This is a genomic window from Sorangium sp. So ce362 (genome assembly GCF_051519845.1).
Lineage (GTDB): Bacteria > Myxococcota_A > Polyangia > Polyangiales > Polyangiaceae > Sorangium.
Map to the genome: position 1 here is coordinate 8,503,695 of NZ_CP150332.1, position 16,432 is coordinate 8,520,126.

The 16,432-nt window shown below is 67.0% G+C and carries 12 protein-coding genes and 3 pseudogenes; 9 read left to right on the plus strand and 6 right to left on the minus strand.

Annotated elements, in window-relative coordinates; all coding sequences use genetic code 11:
- Positions 1 to 423 precede the first annotated feature (423 nt).
- Both WMF17_RS32720 and WMF17_RS32725 read right to left on the minus strand, forming a co-directional pair.
- Entirely contained in the window at positions 424 to 552 is a 129-nt protein-coding gene (locus tag WMF17_RS32720) for a hypothetical protein (protein WP_437597152.1), read from the minus strand.
- A 591-nt stretch (positions 553 to 1,143) separates the two neighbouring features.
- Positions 1,144 to 2,472 (minus strand): ISL3 family transposase, encoded by a 1,329-nt coding sequence (locus tag WMF17_RS32725; protein WP_437644356.1) that lies wholly within the window; start codon positions 2,470 to 2,472, stop codon positions 1,144 to 1,146.
- Positions 2,473 to 2,953: 481 nt separating this feature from the next.
- Here WMF17_RS32725 and WMF17_RS32730 point away from each other — a divergent pair, with 481 nt between their 5' ends.
- Positions 2,954 to 4,216, plus strand: a complete 1,263-nt coding sequence (locus WMF17_RS32730) for a GLUG motif-containing protein (protein ID WP_437644925.1) — start codon at positions 2,954 to 2,956, stop codon at positions 4,214 to 4,216.
- 205 nt (positions 4,217 to 4,421) lie between these two features.
- Positions 4,422 to 5,378: a hypothetical protein gene (locus tag WMF17_RS32735; RefSeq protein ID WP_437644927.1), complete on the plus strand. Its 957-nt coding sequence runs from the start codon at positions 4,422 to 4,424 to the stop codon at positions 5,376 to 5,378.
- Between the two features lies 1 nt (position 5,379).
- On the opposite strand, the pseudogene WMF17_RS32740 reads toward WMF17_RS32735, so the two are convergent.
- Together WMF17_RS32740 and WMF17_RS32745 are read right to left on the minus strand one after the other, a co-directional pair.
- A pseudogene (locus tag WMF17_RS32740) lies at positions 5,380 to 5,592 on the minus strand (serine hydrolase domain-containing protein); the annotation flags it as partial.
- Positions 5,593 to 5,936: 344 nt separating this feature from the next.
- Complete coding sequence (locus tag WMF17_RS32745) at positions 5,937 to 7,166, minus strand: flavin-dependent oxidoreductase (RefSeq protein WP_437644929.1); 1,230 nt, start codon at positions 7,164 to 7,166, stop codon at positions 5,937 to 5,939.
- 1,086 nt (positions 7,167 to 8,252) lie between these two features.
- Here WMF17_RS32745 and gdhA point away from each other — a divergent pair.
- The 6 genes from gdhA (at position 8,253) to WMF17_RS32775 (ending at position 14,015) form a co-directional block, all read left to right on the plus strand.
- Positions 8,253 to 9,602 (plus strand): NADP-specific glutamate dehydrogenase, encoded by a 1,350-nt coding sequence (gdhA, locus tag WMF17_RS32750; RefSeq protein WP_437597156.1) that lies wholly within the window; start codon positions 8,253 to 8,255, stop codon positions 9,600 to 9,602.
- 395 nt (positions 9,603 to 9,997) lie between these two features.
- Positions 9,998 to 10,120 (plus strand): hypothetical protein, encoded by a 123-nt coding sequence (locus tag WMF17_RS32755; protein WP_437597157.1) that lies wholly within the window; start codon positions 9,998 to 10,000, stop codon positions 10,118 to 10,120.
- Between the two features lie 574 nt (positions 10,121 to 10,694).
- Positions 10,695 to 11,522, plus strand: coding sequence for a DUF6345 domain-containing protein (locus tag WMF17_RS32760; protein ID WP_437644930.1), 828 nt, complete (start codon positions 10,695 to 10,697; stop codon positions 11,520 to 11,522).
- A gap of 44 nt (positions 11,523 to 11,566) precedes the next feature.
- The gene (locus tag WMF17_RS32765) at positions 11,567 to 12,655 is read left to right on the plus strand and encodes a hypothetical protein (RefSeq protein ID WP_437644931.1); all 1,089 of its coding nucleotides are present in this window, start codon (positions 11,567 to 11,569) and stop codon (positions 12,653 to 12,655) included.
- 9 nt (positions 12,656 to 12,664) lie between these two features.
- Positions 12,665 to 13,435 (plus strand): hypothetical protein, encoded by a 771-nt coding sequence (locus WMF17_RS32770; RefSeq protein WP_437644933.1) that lies wholly within the window; start codon positions 12,665 to 12,667, stop codon positions 13,433 to 13,435.
- Between the two features lie 277 nt (positions 13,436 to 13,712).
- Positions 13,713 to 14,015 (plus strand): hypothetical protein, encoded by a 303-nt coding sequence (locus WMF17_RS32775; protein WP_437597163.1) that lies wholly within the window; start codon positions 13,713 to 13,715, stop codon positions 14,013 to 14,015.
- Positions 14,016 to 14,081: 66 nt separating this feature from the next.
- Here the strand turns inward: WMF17_RS32775 and WMF17_RS32780 are convergent, their stop codons facing one another.
- Positions 14,082 to 14,450, minus strand: a complete 369-nt coding sequence (locus WMF17_RS32780; protein WP_437644935.1) for a hypothetical protein — start codon at positions 14,448 to 14,450, stop codon at positions 14,082 to 14,084.
- 1,209 nt (positions 14,451 to 15,659) lie between these two features.
- Positions 15,660 to 16,055: pseudogene (locus tag WMF17_RS32785) on the minus strand (IS66 family transposase); the annotation flags it as partial.
- Here WMF17_RS32785 and WMF17_RS32790 point away from each other — a divergent pair.
- Positions 16,053 to 16,412, plus strand: a pseudogene (locus tag WMF17_RS32790) (SDR family NAD(P)-dependent oxidoreductase); the annotation flags it as partial. The pseudogenes WMF17_RS32785 and WMF17_RS32790 overlap by 3 nt on opposite strands.
- Positions 16,413 to 16,432 lie beyond the last annotated feature (20 nt).

Below are 16,432 nucleotides of genomic sequence, written 5' to 3' on the forward strand. Positions count from 1 at the left end.
CCCGCCGCTCGCGTCGACTCGCTGCCGAAGCCTTGCCGCTCGCCCACGCCCGCAGGCTCTGCTGAGATCGCCCGCGCGTGGTGCTTGCGTGCCGAAGCGCCCCGGAGGCCTCCGGCAAAGTGCTGTCGGCATGCAGCAGTCCTGTGCCGGGGAGGCAAGCGCGAGGGCGTGCGCGGGCGATCCACCTCTCTCCGCGATGATGCCTGGCGACGCCGTGGCGCAACTGCGGAGGCTCAGTAGGGTACAGCTATACGGTAGGATGCCTTCCGCTTGGTGCTACGTCGCGATAATCCCAGGCGTTTCAGGCGTGGAAGACCTGCCTCATCGCATAAGGCCCGTTCTGTCGATGAGCTCGTACAGTCGGACTGCACGAGTCAGGAACGGCTCCGAGAATCTTGACTTTGCGGAACGCGTTTGCTTGTCCTATCCGCTCCCCTGCGCCGCCGCCACGGCGTGATCCAGGAACGAGAACCTCGACTCGTCCGTCGTCCGCCGGAACGCCGCGGTGAGCTTCGTGTGCACGTCGTACGGCGGCGACCACTCGTAGAGCACCGTGAAGTGGTCGCGGATGCTGTCCTGATCGGCGCCGTACCCGGGCAGGATCGTAGCCGCTGGCGGCCAGCCAGAATTCGAGCGTGTGCTCCGCTGCGTTCAGGTGCCCGAGCGGGAAGTTGTAAGGGCCCTGATCGAACCCACGGCGGTAGAGCAGGTTGCCGTTCAGCCTCACGTTGTCGGCGTGGGCGAACTGGCCGGGATCGGTGTTCCGGTAGGCGCCTCCCTTGAGGAACACAGGGGACGCCGCGCCCTCCACGGCGACCCGATTTCATGTAAACCCTGCCAGGGACCTCGAGGGCTCGGAGGGGAGCCAGCGTCTTCTGGAGGGCCTCGTCCGGGATGTTGGGGATGCGCGTGAGCTCCTGAGCGGAGGTCTCGACCGGGGCCTCGAGCGCGAGCTCGTCGTCGGCGCATCCGACGACCGGGCCGAGGGCGCCGAGGAGCAAGAGGGCCAGCGCGTCGCCGTGACGGGCGGCGCGCCGGGCGCGACCAGACGGGACGTGCGTCGACGAGATGCTGGTGTCGGTCATGAGCGGATAGGGCGGATAGGACAAGCAAACGCGTTCCGCAAAGAAGATTGGCTCTCTTTTAGGTTTGGTGGAAGCGTGGCCACGTGTGAACAGGTTGCAGCGAGAGACCTGAACAGCAGAGATGAATCAGCGCGATGAGGGAGGAGGCTCCGTGGAGGCCGTAGGACCGTCGCGTGATGGTGCGCACCTTGCCATTGGTGCCTTCCGAGCGTGCGTTCGACAGCCCGCTCGCGACGTAGGCGACGATGCCGTCGAGATGGTGACCAATCGTTCGCGCCGCTTTGGCGAAGGGCTTGAGACCCGAGTGCGTGGCCCACGACATCCACTCTTCGAGTTTCGCCAGTACGACATTCGGCTGACGCCGATCGAGAATGGCTGCGAACGACTCCTTGAGCAGGTAGGCGCGGTAGAGCGTCGCGTTCGTCTTCGGCAGTTCCGTCAGCTTCGCTTGCTCGATTGCAGTCAGATTCCAAGGGTTCTTCTGCAACGCGAATCGGGTATGCTTCAGCGCGCTGCGGTCTTCGGGGTCTTCGATTGTCCTCACTTCTGCACGGCGTACTTCGTCGAGCGCGTCATGAACCAGCCGCTGGACATGAAAGCGGTCAAAGATGATCTGCGCGTTCGTCGCCGACTCCGAGACCGCCGAGATGTACGCTTTCGACATGTCGATCGTGACCGCCTGGATGAGCGCGCATCGCTCCGAGCCGAGCTCTTGGAAGAAGGCCCGGAGCGTGTCGGCGTTCTTCCCCTCTCGCGCCCAGACCACGCGCCCGGTGACGTGGTCGACCACGATGGTCACGTACTTGTGGTGTTTCCTGTAGGAGAGCTCGTCGATGCCGATGTGCGTGAGCCCGTCGAGGATGTCGCGGGGAAGCCGCCGCTCGACCACGCGACTAATGATTGCACCGACCGTCGCCCACGCGACGCGCATCATCGTCGAGACGACGGTCTTCGAGGTCATCTGCGCCAGGTAGCCGACCGTCTCCTCGAAAGCGTGCGTGAACCAGCTCATCGGGTCGGCCCACGGCACCATCTCGGTAGTCACTCCGCACCGCGGGCAACGCAACCGCCGCGGCGAGTACCGGAGCTCCAGCGACATCCCCGCGAGGTCGAGGTGACGCCAGCAACGCGGTTTCCGCTGGTCGTACACCTTCCTCACCGGGCGACCGCACCCTCCGCAGCGAGGGATCTCCGTGGTCGGCTCGACGTCGCAGACCAGCCCGTCCGCCGTGAATTGCGCGCCCGTGACGCGAGTGAACTTGATTCCGAGGACATTGTTGAGCAGAGTGGTCGCGCGCACAGCCGATCGGGCTCCAAGGGTTGGTGTCGTAACCCCCGAGGTAGCCCGTCGGCTGTGCGCGTTCCATCCCCAATCGCACCGCGCCATTCCTGCGCCGAGCTCGCCCGCAACGCCGCGGGGGCCGGGACCAGGTCACGCAGCCGCGCTTCCACCAAACATCTCGGAGAGCCAGAAGATTCTCGGAGCCGTTCCTGACTCGTGCAGTCCGACGGTGCGAGCTCATCGACAGAACGGGCCTTATGCGATGAGGCAGGTCTTCCACGCCTGAAACGCCTGGGATTACCGTGACGTAGCACCAAGCGGAAGGCATCCTACCGTATAGCTGTACCCTACTGGCTCGACTCTTTGGCGCGACAAAATGCGCCCTTCGCGGCTCGGGCCGTCCACTCGGGCCGCCTACTCGGGAGACAGCCCCCCGATTGCCGCTCTGCCTGGAAAGCTTTGACGACGCCTAAGCGCCCCTGTCGATTGCGCCAGATTTGGCGGAGCGGCAGCGGGTGAAGGCGAAACTGGTGATCAAAGGCGCCTGCCTTCGAGCCCAAGGCTTGCCTCATCAATCGAGAAAACCATGAAAATTCATCACAACGAACTCAAGAAACTCTGGCTCGCCTTCGGGATAGCGGCGGTGAGCTTAGGCGCCTCCGCTTGCACGCTCACACCTGAAGACGCGCAGCTCTTCGAAGAAGAGGAAGACGTCCGCTCGCATGAGCAAAGGCTCGTCATCAGCATCGCCAGCCTCGCCGACCTGCGCGCCATGGGCACCACCGGTGACTACGAGCTCGCAGCGAACATCGACGCGTCTGCAACGCAGACCGCCGGGCAAGAGTTCGAGCCCATCGGCGAGCAAAGTGCCTTTTGGTTCAGCGGCACCTTCGACGGCAACGGCTACACGATCAGTGACCTCAAGATCAAATCCGGCGTCTTCGGTACAGGCCTCTTCGCGGGCACGGATGACTCCGAGGTCCGGAACGTCAAGCTCACCAACGTGTCGGCGACCGGCCAGGAGGCCGTGGGTGGGCTCGTGGGCTGGGCGAGCAGAACGACCATGAAGGACAGCTCCGTCACTGGCACCGTCACTGGCACCGCTGGCATGAGTGCGCGCGCGAGCGCCGGCCTGCTCGTCGGAAAAATTGGCATCGATACCCTGATCGACCGCAGCTGGGCCCAAGGCACCGTGAATGGCCTCGTCCAGAGCGCGGGCGGCATCGTGGGGAAGGCGGACGGGACCGGTTACAGCAACGGAGGCCAGCCCCCCCATATCCGCGAGGCTTTCGCCGACGTGACAATCAGTCCCACCTTTGGCAGTCCAGCGACGATCGCTGCCGGTGGTATCGTCGGAGAGCTTATAGCTGGCCGTTTTGAGGATGTCCTCAGCACCGGCGCCGTCCTCGGCGACTACTCGGGGGGCGTGGTTGGCGCCATCTACTTCGTCGATGACTGGGAGGTCTCCTGGCTGCGCTCAGGCGTGACGCACGCAGTGGTCACGGTGAACAACGTCCCCAACCGCACCGGCGCCATCGGCTACTACGACACCACGAGCGCCATTGGCGATTGCAGGGGTGTTCTCTACAACACGACCACCGATGGCGGCACGGTGCGCCCCGACAGCACCGCCTGCCAAGCAGGGCTCAGCGAGAGCGTGCTGCGCGCCCCCAAGCCTGCGCCGGACCCTTTCTACTATCCTTATATTTTCGGTAGTCAGCTGCCACCGAGTGATCCGTCCTACCCAGCGGGCAGCGATGGCACCTGGAACTTCAGCGCCTGGGCCCTGAACTCGGCCTCGGAGTACGCCACGCTCCTCAACATTCCTTGGTCCATTCAACCCAAGTAACAGCCGAACCGGCGCGAGCAGGGCGGCGATCACGCCGCCTTGCTCGTTTCGGCAAGCACCCCGCGCAGCCTCCCCTCGTCCCACTCGTCTTCACCGCGACGCGCAACCGAACGAAGGGTGATCCCCACGGCTCTGGTCCTCCCCCGCTTCCGCGGACGACATCGACAGCGATCCGTTCGCCGACCCGAGCAGCGACTGCGCGTACATGGCCACGACCCTGGCGAACCGCTTCGACCTCGCGCCGCCGGACGGCGCCCATTGCGGCGAGTACCGCATCGTCTTCGCGAAGAGGTCGGGCATCACCAACGGCCTGAACCGCAACTTCATCATCTTCGAGGCCCAGCTCCCCAACCCGACCCCGAGCCAGGGGCGGCTCGGGTGCCTCCCGGTCGTCCAGTTCTGGCTCGACCAGTCCGACCCCGCGAAGAGCCCGGCGACGAGGGCGGCGGAGCTGCGCGACTTCTACTTCGATGGCCTGAGCGGGTTCGAGCCCGTCGTTCACATCGATCACTACGGCCCCGAGGGGGGCCAGATACGCACCAACGAGTTCGTGAGGCCGGGTGGCCTCCCGCTGAGCTCCTGGACGCTCCGGCAGTTCGAGACCGCGCACGCCGGTCCGACCGGCGGCTGGCTGCTCGTCGTGCCTTCGTTCGTGTCGGACAACCGGGCCGGGAAGCTGTTCACGAGCGCGTCGGGCGATCCGCGCGTCACCAGCTTCCAGGGCACGTTCTTCCCGGGCGTGGTGGAGCGGCTCGCGGCCGCGGACGACATCGACCGCTTCGCCTACGGGGCGGCCGTGCCCAGCGAGCACGAGGCGGGCGAGAGCCTGATGATCCCGCTCCACAACAACTACCTGAACAAGTTCACCACCGCGCCGACGGCCTTCAGGAACAGCATCCAGGCGAAGCTCACCGCGATGGGGAGCAGCTTGACCCCGGAGCAGCTCGTGGGGCTCACGATCGGCAACAAGGTCACGGTCGACCTCTTCGTGTCGCCCGAGCAGCCGAGCCCGAGCTGGGGGCAAGGGGAGGTGGTGAACGGTGAGGCGGCGCCCCTGCTCCGAGATGCCGGCCGGAACGTGGTCGGGCAACACGTCCACCCCCCCTGTCGTCCAGCGAGAGCAGCCCGTCGGCGATCGCGAGCCCCACGGCGACCGAGGTGAACGACTTGGTCAGCGAGTAGGGAAGGTGCGGGCGTTCGGCCGAGTACGGCGCCCACCAGCCTTCGGCGACGACGTGCCCGTGGCGTACGACCATGAGGGAGTGACACTCGATGGATTGCGCTTCGAGCCGGTCCAGCAGCGCGGCGATCGAACGGGACGACATCCCCGAGGCAGCCCGCGCCGACCGCGGCAGCAGGGTGCGCTGAGAAGGCATCCGGTCACCGTAACAAGATCCGCCCGATCGAGTTACCCGATTCGGCCTGGTCAGACGGGCCGGGTGACGCCGGTCAGGCGCTCGGAGATCTCCCGGAGCCGCCGCTGCGCCGCCTCATCGCGGGCCGACGCGCTGCAACGGAGAATCTTCGCTTGCGCCACCGATCTGTCATCGGCGAACGCGCGCAACCACGGGCGGACAGCCGCCGACGTGACCAGGGACGGACGTCGTTGCCGTGCCCTCGCGCAAACGCTGGTGCTGCGCACGGACGGCGCTTCAGGGGTCGTGGGGCAAGGGCTTGCGCGGGAGCTGGGCGAGATCCGCGAGCGCGCCGGGGGCTCTTGTCAGCGCCCGAGGGGCTCCGAGGCGCGCTGCAGGCCGCTCAGCACCTTGTAGCGGGCGGAGATGGCCTCCAGCTCGCCGGGGGCGAAGACGTCCTCGATACGGTCGAAGCCGCCGGGCGCGCGCTCGTAGGCGATCTGCAGGCACTGCTCCGGACCGTTGCGGCGATTGGCCGCGACGATGGCGGCGGTGGCGGGCAGGCGCTCGGCCTCGTAGGCGGCCAGCGCTTCCACCGGATCGGCATGGGCGGCGAGCGCGCGGACCAGGGCGCGGGCGTCCAGGATGGCCTGGGTGGCCCCGTTGGAGCCGTTCGGATACATGGGATGGGCGGCGTCGCCCAGCAGCGTCATGCGCCCATGGCTCCAGCGCGGTAGGGGATCGCGGTCAACCAGCGGGAACTCGTAGATCGCCTCGGCGTCCCGGATCAGGCCGGGCACATCCAGCCAGCCGAAGCGCCAGTCCTCGAACCTGGGCAGGAAGTCGGCCGGGTCGCCCGGCCGGTTCCAGTCCTCCCGTCGCAGGTTCCTGCCGACCGCGAGATCGGTGGCCCAGTTGATCCTCTGGCGGCCGTCCGGCTCCGGTGGGGAAATCGGATAGGCGACGAACTTCTGGTCCTGATGCCCGGCAATGATCATGCTGGCGCCGGTGAGGAAGGGCGCCGCCAGGCTGGTCGCCCGCCACAGGAGGCGACCGCCGTAGATCGGCGGCCCCTCGTCCGGATAGAGGCCGGCGCGCGCCGCCGAGTGGATGCCGTCGGCGCAGATCAGGAGGTCGGCGGGAACCTGCCACGCCGCGCCCGCGCGATCGAGGAAGAGCGCCACGACGCGGCCTCCGCCCTCCTCGTGGCCCGAGAAGCGCCGGTCGCAAATCACCCGGTCAGGGCCCAGCCGCTCGACGGCGGCGTCGAGCAGCACGCCCTGCAGGACGCCGCGGTGCAGGGAGATCTGCGGCGCGGCATGCCCGGCGAAGCGGCCGCGCGGCTCGCCCCAGATGCGCTGGCCGAAGCGGTTGAAATAGACAATCTCGCGGGTCGCCACCCCGTGGGCCAGCAGGGCCTCGGCCAGGCCCAGCTCGCCCAGCACCTCGACGGCGTTGGGCAGGAGGTTGATGCCGACCCCGAGCGGCAGGATGCTGGACGCCGCCTCGAACACTGTCACTTCATGGCCCGAGGCGTGCAGCGCCAGAGCCACGGCCAGGCCGCCGATCCCGGCGCCCGCGACGATCACTTGCATAAGTCCTCCCGTAGACATGCGGCTCGACGCCTCCCCTTGTTGGAGCCGCCGCCCTCTCGAGCGCCGGCACGGCGGCCGCGGAGGGTCATCATCGCGGCCCCCGAGCATCGAGATACCCATCCTCGTGTTCGAGCATCCGTGCTGAGCCCCAATATGTCATGACGATCCGTTGCGATCCACGGTGACCTGCTGCGCTCTGCTGCAACCGCGAAACCGCGGAACCGCGGGCCAAAACGTGCATTTTGATTGACGCGAAGCCGTGGTCTGCGCGAGGATGTCCGGCTAATCTCCCCGGAGGTTCGCGGTAAACCACGCCCGACCTCGCATCGTGTACATCATTCGTGAGCGTGGGGACTCCTGCCCGCAGCCTCATGCGCGACGTGGCCCGGACCGGCTCACGGAATCTATTGTCACGGAGGACTTTTGAATGAGCACCATGACGAAGGTCTTGAAGCCTGCGTGTGCTGGAGCGGCGAGCCTCCTCGTGGCCGGCTGCGGCGTCGACGCCGGCGCGTCCCAGCGGACGACCGACCGGCGATAGCTGCTCTCGGCACCGGCCGCAGGCGACGTGACCCTGGTCTGGCGAGCCGACGCTCACCGTCCCGATCACGGACATACCGTCTGGCGCTGCCGCTCTCCTCCTGCTGGACGTCACCGACGGGACGAGCAGGAAGAGTCGCCTTCAGGGCTTCGCGCGCAGCGGGCAGCGGAGCCTCCGCCTCGCAGCGCAGCCTCGTTAGCGCATCTTGCGATGAGGCCGTGCGGGGCGGTTTCGCCGAAGCAGAGCTCGAAGGTCGCCGCGGCTTGGGCCGTCACCGCCCCCTCCCCTCTCGCCTGACCGCCGTAAGCTCGGTCACCAATGCTCTCAACAATTCTCGACGCCATGCGATGTCAAGGGCGAACCGCCACGCCCGCGTCAGGTGACAGAAGGTCCCTTTGCGGTCCGCCTCCCTCCTGAAAATTACACTGCATTAACAATTTAACACCGATACTACCCAGATGGGCGGGCTGCATACTCCGAATAAACGGGGGCGATGGCGACGATGACTGCACCGCGCGCCGCGCCGGTGTATACCCCCCCTCGACATGGTGCATTTGGACGAGAAAGTTGAGCCACTCTTCGAGCAGATCGTTCGCCGCAACCCCGGCGAATCGGAGTTCCACCAGGCGGTCCGTGAGGTCCTCGAGTCCCTCGGCCCGGTGTTCTCCAAGCATCCCGAGCTGACGCGGCACAAGATCATCGAGCGCATCTGTGAGCCCGAGCGCCAGGTGATCTTCCGCGTGCCGTGGGTCGACGACCGCGGCGAGGTGCAGCTGAACCGCGGCTTCCGTGTGCAGGTGAACAGCGCGCTCGGTCCCTACAAGGGCGGCCTCCGCTTCCACCCGACGGTCTACCTCGGGACCATCAAGTTCCTCGGCTTCGAGCAGGTCTTCAAGAACGCGCTCACCGGGATGCCGATCGGCGGCGGCAAGGGCGGCGCGGACTTCGACCCCAAGGGGAGGTCCGAAGGCGAGATCATGCGCTTCTGCCAGAGCTTCATGACCGAGCTCCACCGCCACCTCGGCGAGTACACCGACGTGCCAGCGGGCGACATCGGCGTGGGCGAGCGCGAGCTCGGGTACATGTTCGGGCAGTACAAGCGCCTCACGAACCGCTACGAGTCGAGCGTGCTCACCGGCAAGGGCCTCGCGTGGGGCGGCTCGCTGGTGCGCAAGGAGGCGACCGGCTTTGGCGCCGTCTACTTCGTCGCCGACATGCTGCGGGTGCGCGGCGAGAAGCTCACGGACAAGACGTGCGTGGTGTCGGGCTCGGGCAACGTCGCGCTCTACGCGACCCAGAAGCTGGAGCAGCTCGGGGCCCACGTCGTTGCGTGCTCGGACTCGAGCGGCTACGTGCACGACCCCGACGGCATCGATCTCGCGCTGCTCAAGCAGGTGAAGGAGGTCGAACGCGCTCGCATCAGCGAGTACGCGACGCGGCGCGGCCGGCGCTCGCGCTTCGTGCCGGGCGGCAATGTCTGGGAGGTGCCGTGCCAGATCGCCCTCCCCTGCGCGACGCAGAACGAGCTGAACGCGCGCGACGCGGCGATGCTGGTGAAGAACGGATGCCGCGCCGTCGCCGAGGGCGCGAACATGCCCACCACGCCCGACGGCGTGCGCGTCTTCCTCGAGTCCGGGGTGGCGTTCGGCCCCGGCAAGGCGGCGAACGCCGGCGGCGTGGCGACCTCGGCGCTCGAGATGCAGCAGAACGCGAGCCGCGACTCGTGGTCGTTCGAGCACACCGAAAAGCGGCTCGCCGAGATCATGACGAACATCCATCGCACGTGCTACGACACGGCGGAGGAGCTCGGCGTGTCGGGCAACTATGTGGTGGGCGCGAACGTCGCGGGGTTCCTGCGGGTCGCGCGCGCCATGATCGCGCTCGGCGTGACCTGACGGCGGGCCGCGAGCGAAAGAAAACCGCGCACGAGGCGGCCAGCTGGGATTCACCACCACGTCGACTTCGCGATCGTGGGCTCCGGCTTCGGGGGCAGCGTCTCCGCGCTGCGCCTCACCGAGAAGGGCTACTGGAGCGCTCCACCGCGCTGCTCAACGAGCGGCGCCGCCGGCTCCGGGCGCGGGGGGGGGTGCTCAGCGCCGGCGTGCTGGGCTCAGTAGGGTACAGCTATACGGTAGGATGCCTTCCGCTTTGTGCTACGTCGCGGTAGCCCCAGGCGTTTCAGGCGTGGAAGACCTGCCTGATCGCATAAGGCCCGTTCTGCAATGAGCTCGTACCGTCGGACTGCACGAGTCAGGAACGGCTCCGAGAATCTTGACTTCGCGGAACGCGTTTGCTTGTCCTATCCGCCGAGAGCGCCGACAAGATCTTCCGCGCCGGCCTCAAGATCGAGCGCGAGCGCAACCCGCAGAGCGATCTGTGCGGCACGCTGATGAAGCGGATCTCGCTGCTCTAGTTCCGTACGTCCGGTTCAGCGCGTCCGATCGAGGGGGCAGCGCGCTCGCGTGCCTCCATGCGCTTCGCCTCGCTGCGGGGCGCTTGCAGCGGCCTGGATCCACAGTGAGCGCGGAGCCTGCACGGTAGCGCGGGCGACGGCGGAGGGGCGCTCCCCCGGGGGGCTCGCAGGCCGTCCGCCGTGACATGTCCCGTGACATGTCACGCGCTCGCAGGCCGTCCGCCGTGACATGTCCCGCGCGCGAGACGCTCACCGCGCCGCTCCTCGTGCTCACGCCGCGTGAGATCCTCGCTTCGTAGCGTGGGACGTTCGCGTCCGGATCGCGGCTTTGCCGGTGCCGGCGAGGCTTTTCTTCACGAGAGCCGATCTGCCGGACGAGGACTTCGCACGGCGTGTGGCGATGGCAAGCCGCTTGCAATGTTCCATCCGGAACGCCGTCGCTGTCTCGCACCTGGGGACGCGGAGAGACGGCGCGCCTTCTGGCGCATGCCTCAGATGGGCTGTGCCGGCGCGCCCGGCCTCCACGGCGGCTGCGTTTGTCCTTGGATCAGCTGGATTGGATCGAGGTGGTGAAATGACACAGGCATCGTGGAAGTTGATATCTAGATTTCTTGGTCTATCGCTGCTCGCCGCGGCCGGATGCACCGTCGAGGCGGTCGGGGCACCGGAGGAGCTGGACGAGGAGCCGCAGGCGTCTGTCAGTGCAAAGCGGTTCGGCACGTATTGCCAGGAGACCTTCGAGAACGGTTGGCAGGACGAGGTGATTGACGCGTGGGATCGCTGCTCCGCGTTCAACGACGAGCTCGACGATACCGATACCAAGGTCTTTTACTGGAACCTCCACGGCGCGAAGCCATTCTGGGAGGGGGCGTCGGACCAGGTCTTCGTCGAAGACGTGGACCTCATGTTCGCCAATACCCACGGCGGCGGCTGGTTCGACTCCGCGGTCTACACGATGTGGGACGACGGCGATCTCGTGCACTCGACGAACCTGCGATGGGGGAACGAGGGGGTTGGCCTGAGCATCTTCGCCTCGTACGCCTGCGAGACCTTGAAGTACTCGGATGACCGCACGTGGCAACGCTGGAACGTGGCGATGAAGGGCGGGCTGCGCATCATTCTGGGCAGCCATGACGAAGTCTGGAACTCCGATACGACCGACGAAGTCGGAGAGGATTTCGCTGACAACATCCAGGGCGGCCAGTCCCTCAGGAACGCGTGGAAGGACGCGCTGAGCGACTGGTACTTCGATAACGACGCCGCCGCCGTTTCCTTCGGCAATAGCCTCGCGGACTGCGAGTCTCGTCGCGACGGCATGACGTGGAACAACTACACGTCTTTCCCGAGGCGAAGGGACGGGGACGTGACCCACTGGTGCTACGTGGCCTGGGAAGATGTTTGATTGACGTCGGCTGGTCTAGAGGAGGAGCTACAGTGAATCGACAAATGATGAAAAGGTCAGTGGTCGCGGCCCTGGTCGCGTCAATCGCGGCGCTGTCGTCCGGCGCTCAAGCTCGTGAGAGCGCGTACCGGGCGGAGCTCGGGGCTCGTTCGCGCGCGAGCGGGCTCGGCGCCAAGACGGTGGAGTTGCTGCGGCGCCTGCCCGGCAGGGGCAATGCTGAAGTGGCGAGCCTCGTGACGTCCCGGCTGCGAGCGTCGGCCGGCGTCCTGCGGCTCGCGGAGGGGAGCGAGCGCCAGAACGTCGACGGGGGCCGCCTGCAGGTCACCTCGACGAGCGGGTGGTCCATTCGAGTGAGGGAGGATGGCACCAGGGTGGAGTTCGACAACCGCGGTTATCTGGAGCAGGCGGCGGCGGGCAAAGTGGCGGTGAAGGACCGTATCTCGCACGAGGAGCTCGAGCAAATCGGCAAGAGCTTCATTTCGAAGACGCTCGGGGGCCTGGTCACGACGAAGGCTGGCGAGGAGCTTGTCCCGCTGAAGAGCGAGTACGAGGTCCACGGAGGCGGCGAGGGCGCGGGGCCCAAGCAGTACGAGAACGTCGTGGCCAACACCATCGTCTTCGGGCGCACGGTGAACGGGATCGCCGTCCTCGGCGCCGGCTCGAAGATCGCGGTGACGTTTGCCAACGATCGCACCCCGGTGGCGTTCTCCTACGACTGGCCTGAGTACGCCGCGCTCGGCGAGCGGCAGGACGTGCACGACATGTCGGTCACCAACGAGCGCATGTCCGCTCTCGCGTCCATGCGCTTCGGAGCGTCGGAGGTCGAGGTCAAGCGGTTCGAGTGCGGGTACTTCGATCGGGGAGCGAAGAGGAAGCGAGACGTGGCCGCGCCGATCCAGGCTGCATGCGTCGTGCACTACGTCGGCCGGCGGCAGGTCCAGGAGGTCGCCGCGGACCGCGCGGCTCCGGAGAGCGGAGCCGTGGTCACGGCGATCTCCGACGCCATCCCGGTGGGGGTTCATGTGCTGGAGGATGCGGCCTGGCCTCACGCTCAGGCGCTCAGGAAACACGGGGACGTGTGCGCGGTCTCGGAGATCTCCGAGGCCCTTCTCCCCGACCAGTCTCCGCGTTAGGGTGACCTCATGAAGAATGGGTGGACGGCGGCGGGTATGGTTATCTATGGCTGTTTGGCCGGCTGCGGTGGTGCTGAAACGCCGCAGGGAGACTGGAAGCAGGTGCTTGCGTCGCTCGATGGCGAGTCGGCGACCTTCTCCCTCTCCTACAGGGCCGATCCGCCGGACGGAGCGATCGTGCGCGCTGCCGTTCATCAGGGGGGGATCGATGCGCCATGCAGCTTGTACTCTGGATCGGAGACCAACAAGGGGGACTTCTGGTATCTATCCGTCACGGCGAACAGCGCGCGCTCCGGCGCCTTCAACATCGTCCCGCAGATGAGCGGAGGGGACGGCTTGCCTGAGCACAGGGACAGCGCGCTCGTGCGCTTGATCGATGTGCGCGGCTGGGAGAAGAGGCGGGTCTACACGGCGCTTTCGGGGACGGTCACGCTGGCGGACGTCCCGCTGGACCTGGAGGAATGGGCGGAGGGGCGGCCGATGGTGATGGACATATCCGCCTCGTTCCCGGACCAGCCCATGCAGAGCCTCGGCTGCTCCGGGGGAGGGAGCGGCGACGGGAGCATGTCTGTCCATCAATGCGAGTGCGGCAGGGAAGACGGCACGACGGTCACCTGCACACCGGATGTGCCAGGACAGGACTGCTGCCTGCGCGACGCCGGTTCGGGCGCGGGACCGCAGGTCCGGTTGAACGCGGTAGCCCAGCAATGCCCAGACATGTGCAGCTTCACTGATCCGGGGCTGGCCAGGCACTGCCGAGCGCTGAAGGATGGTAACTGAGAGTCGGGTGAGCGTGAGGCCTTGGCGGACCGTCTTCGCTTGCTCCTTGTGCCGGTACTGCCAAGCGCTGAAGAAGATCCTAACCACGCGTCAGGTGAGCATGAAAATTGGGTGGAGTGCCATTGCTTGCGTTTTGGTCGTCGGTTGCGGCGCGGGTCCGTCGGAGGGAGACGGCTCCGCGGGAGGGTCGAGCCGCTGCAATGGCGGATGTGAGCGCGACATCTGGCCGAGGCTCATCCTCGGGATCAGCGGCTCGACGCCAGAGGCGGAGCTCGACGTGGTCGTCCTGGCGGAGGGAGACCGCTCGGGGGAGCGCGAAGCCCGCCTGCGAGGGTGCCCGACGTCGCTCCCGGCGCGGTATCTCTGCTCGTACGGCATCCTGCCGAGCCCGACGGACAGCACCGTCACGCTGACCCTGACCCTGAAGGGCAGCGGGGCCTCGGAGGAGGTCGTGATCGACCTCGCGGAGTATAACACCTGTGGTCGACAGATCAGCTATCTGCTGGTCGAGCATGACGGAGCTTCGCTGAAAGTCGGTGAGCCGACGCTGATATCCCCCTGTCAATCGATCCCCGAGTGAGCGCGCGCACCGACCGGCGCCGCCCCCGCGGGCGTGGCCGGTCCCGCCCAGCTCAGCAGGGTACAGCTATACGGTAGGATGCCTTCCGCTTGGTGCTACGTCGGGCACCCTCGCAGGCGTCCCGCGCTCCGCCGCCTCCCACGCGGCTCGCATGCTGCTTTCAAGTTTTCCTCCCCCCTCCATCGGTGGTCCCATTCGCTTCAGCGCCTCCAGGCGCGCAGCCTCCAGCCTCGACCGGCGCGGCGCCGTCGCCCGGCGCTTCTCCACGAGCTCACCGAGCACCTGCTCCGCGCGCTCCCACTGCGCCGCCGCCCCCGGCGCGTGCGCGATCCTTCGCACGGCGTTCCAGGACGCTTCAAGCTGATCACACAGGTTGCCGATCTCGGGGTGCAGCCGTGCGATCGCGCGCAGGTGGCACCGGGTCTGCTTGTTCATCTGAAAACACTCTTCCAGGACGTGGCTCGGCGCGCGGACAACTCCGCACGCGAGCTCGTACCAGCGCCGCGAGCTCATACGTCTACAAAAGCACCGAACCACAAACCTGCCAGAGCGAAGCCTTCATTTTCCGTTCAACTTCAAAGAGCGTTAAAGCACAGTACAAGAGTCGGCTCCTGGCGAGGGCGACGGCATTCAAGTCTGATGTAGCGTGCGACCAAGAGGACGCCGGTTCTCACGTGGCACCGTGACCTGACTGGCATTCGCTGGGGCCCGATCACGTGACCTCGGTGTGCGGGGTGACCCCTCCGGCGATCCCACGGCCCGGCCGTCGAGCGGGGCCAGCTCGCCCGGCGTCGCGGCCGCGGGCCGCCCCGCGGTCGTGCCCGCCGCGCGTCGCCCTTGCCTACGTATGCGACAAAACGGACGTCGGCGGCTCGCCGGAGACCCTCAGCCGACCCCGCGCAAAATTACCAAATCGACCGCCTTCGCCCCCCCCAATCGGCCCCTCGGGAGCCCCCTCGAAGCGGTCCAACTGCGCGTCACCAAAGCGGTTTCCACACCTGACCAGATCCCGGTAACTCGCGACGAGATACCGGGTCGTCAGAATTACCTTTTCGGGCCTCCTCACGGGCTCTCGTGCAGGCTCCGTCCCGATCCCGAAACACCACAACAACGGAGGTTCCGATATGGCAGGAGCAGCTACCCTCGCGCCCTCGACGGCTCCAGACGCGCGGTCGTCGGGCCGCGCAGGCGGGCGACGCTGCTCCACGGGCGGCATCGTGCGCAGCCCCAGGCGTTCGTCCGTCAGCGCGCGGTCCCCGCGACCTGCCCCACGACGCGCTCCGAGGAGCCGCCCGCCCGCGGAACGGCCGCGCGCGGGCGACGTCGTGCAGCTCGAACCCCGACAGCGAGAGTGCCGACGACCTCCTCAAGGAGGAGGAACCGATCTGGCGCGCGCTGCGAGCCGTCGCGCTCGAGCGTGCTGGCTAGAGTTCGTCAGGTCGAAGGGTGGCGGGCCTGAGCGCGGTAACCGCCAAGCCATCGCCATGGGCATGGCCCCCTTGCGGGTCTCGCTGAGGTCGACGATGCTGGGCGCGGGGCGGCGTCGGCCCACGGCCCCGCGCCAGCCTTGGCCGAGAAGGCGGGCGTAGGAGGATGCTCGGCGAGGCGGTCTTCGCCCGCGTCGCAGACCGAGGCCCGCGTTGTTCAGGATGCGCCGGCGTCGCCAGCGGCCGGAGCCGCGAGCGACGCTCGCGCCCACGCGGCGGGCAGCAGCTCGTCCAGCCGTTCGCGCGACCAGCCCGCCTGCAGCATGCCGATCACGTCCGTCGCCCAGGCGAGCGGGTTGACTCCGTGCATCGGGCACGAGCCAAATACCGTGTAGCCGACGGCGAGGCGTTCAGCTCCCTTGTCCGAACCGGCGAACAAGTAGTTCTTCCTTCCAAGCGCTACACATCGTATCCGCCGTTCGACTTCGCCGATGTCGATCTCGAAGCGCCCATCCGTGAAGCAGCGCCGCCACGCTGCCTCCTGATTGATGGCGTACTGCGTTGCGACGTAAAACGGCATACTTGGCACGAGCCCCAGGTGCAGCTCGTGAGCAAGCTCGACATCCTCGTGAACAACGCCGGCGTCGCTTCGACCTCGAACGTCGAGACCGAGACGCTCGAGAAGTGGCGCTGGTTGCAGTCGATCAACCTGGATGCGGTGTTCGTCGGCACCCAGGCTGCGATCGGAGCGATGAAGGAGAGCGGCGGCGGGTCGATCATCAACGTCGCCTCGATCGAAGGCATCATCGGCGACCCGAACCTCGCCGCCTACAGCGCCAGCAAGGGAGATGTACGGCTCTTCACCAAATCAGCCGCGCTGCACTGCTCGAAGGCAGGCTACGGCATCCGAGTGAACTCCGTACATCCTGGCTACATCTGGACGCCGATGGTCGAAGCCGTTGCCGGAGAAGGTGGTGACCAGGACGCCGG

Excerpts from the sequence above, each read along its gene's own strand:
- gdhA (WP_437597156.1), top strand. The coding sequence starts at position 8,253 with ATGGTGCATTTGGACGAGAAAGTTGAGCCACTCTTCGAGCAGATCGTT.
- WMF17_RS32770 (WP_437644933.1), top strand. The coding sequence starts at position 12,665 with ATGAAGAATGGGTGGACGGCGGCGGGTATGGTTATCTATGGCTGTTTG.
- WMF17_RS32730 (WP_437644925.1), top strand. The coding sequence starts at position 2,954 with ATGAAAATTCATCACAACGAACTCAAGAAACTCTGGCTCGCCTTCGGG.
- WMF17_RS32765 (WP_437644931.1), top strand. The coding sequence starts at position 11,567 with ATGATGAAAAGGTCAGTGGTCGCGGCCCTGGTCGCGTCAATCGCGGCG.
- WMF17_RS32760 (WP_437644930.1), top strand. The coding sequence starts at position 10,695 with ATGACACAGGCATCGTGGAAGTTGATATCTAGATTTCTTGGTCTATCG.
- WMF17_RS32725 (WP_437644356.1), bottom strand. The coding sequence starts at position 2,472 with ATGGCGCGGTGCGATTGGGGATGGAACGCGCACAGCCGACGGGCTACC.
- WMF17_RS32735 (WP_437644927.1), top strand. The coding sequence starts at position 4,422 with ATGGCCACGACCCTGGCGAACCGCTTCGACCTCGCGCCGCCGGACGGC.
- WMF17_RS32780 (WP_437644935.1), bottom strand. The coding sequence starts at position 14,450 with ATGAACAAGCAGACCCGGTGCCACCTGCGCGCGATCGCACGGCTGCAC.
- WMF17_RS32745 (WP_437644929.1), bottom strand. The coding sequence starts at position 7,166 with ATGCAAGTGATCGTCGCGGGCGCCGGGATCGGCGGCCTGGCCGTGGCT.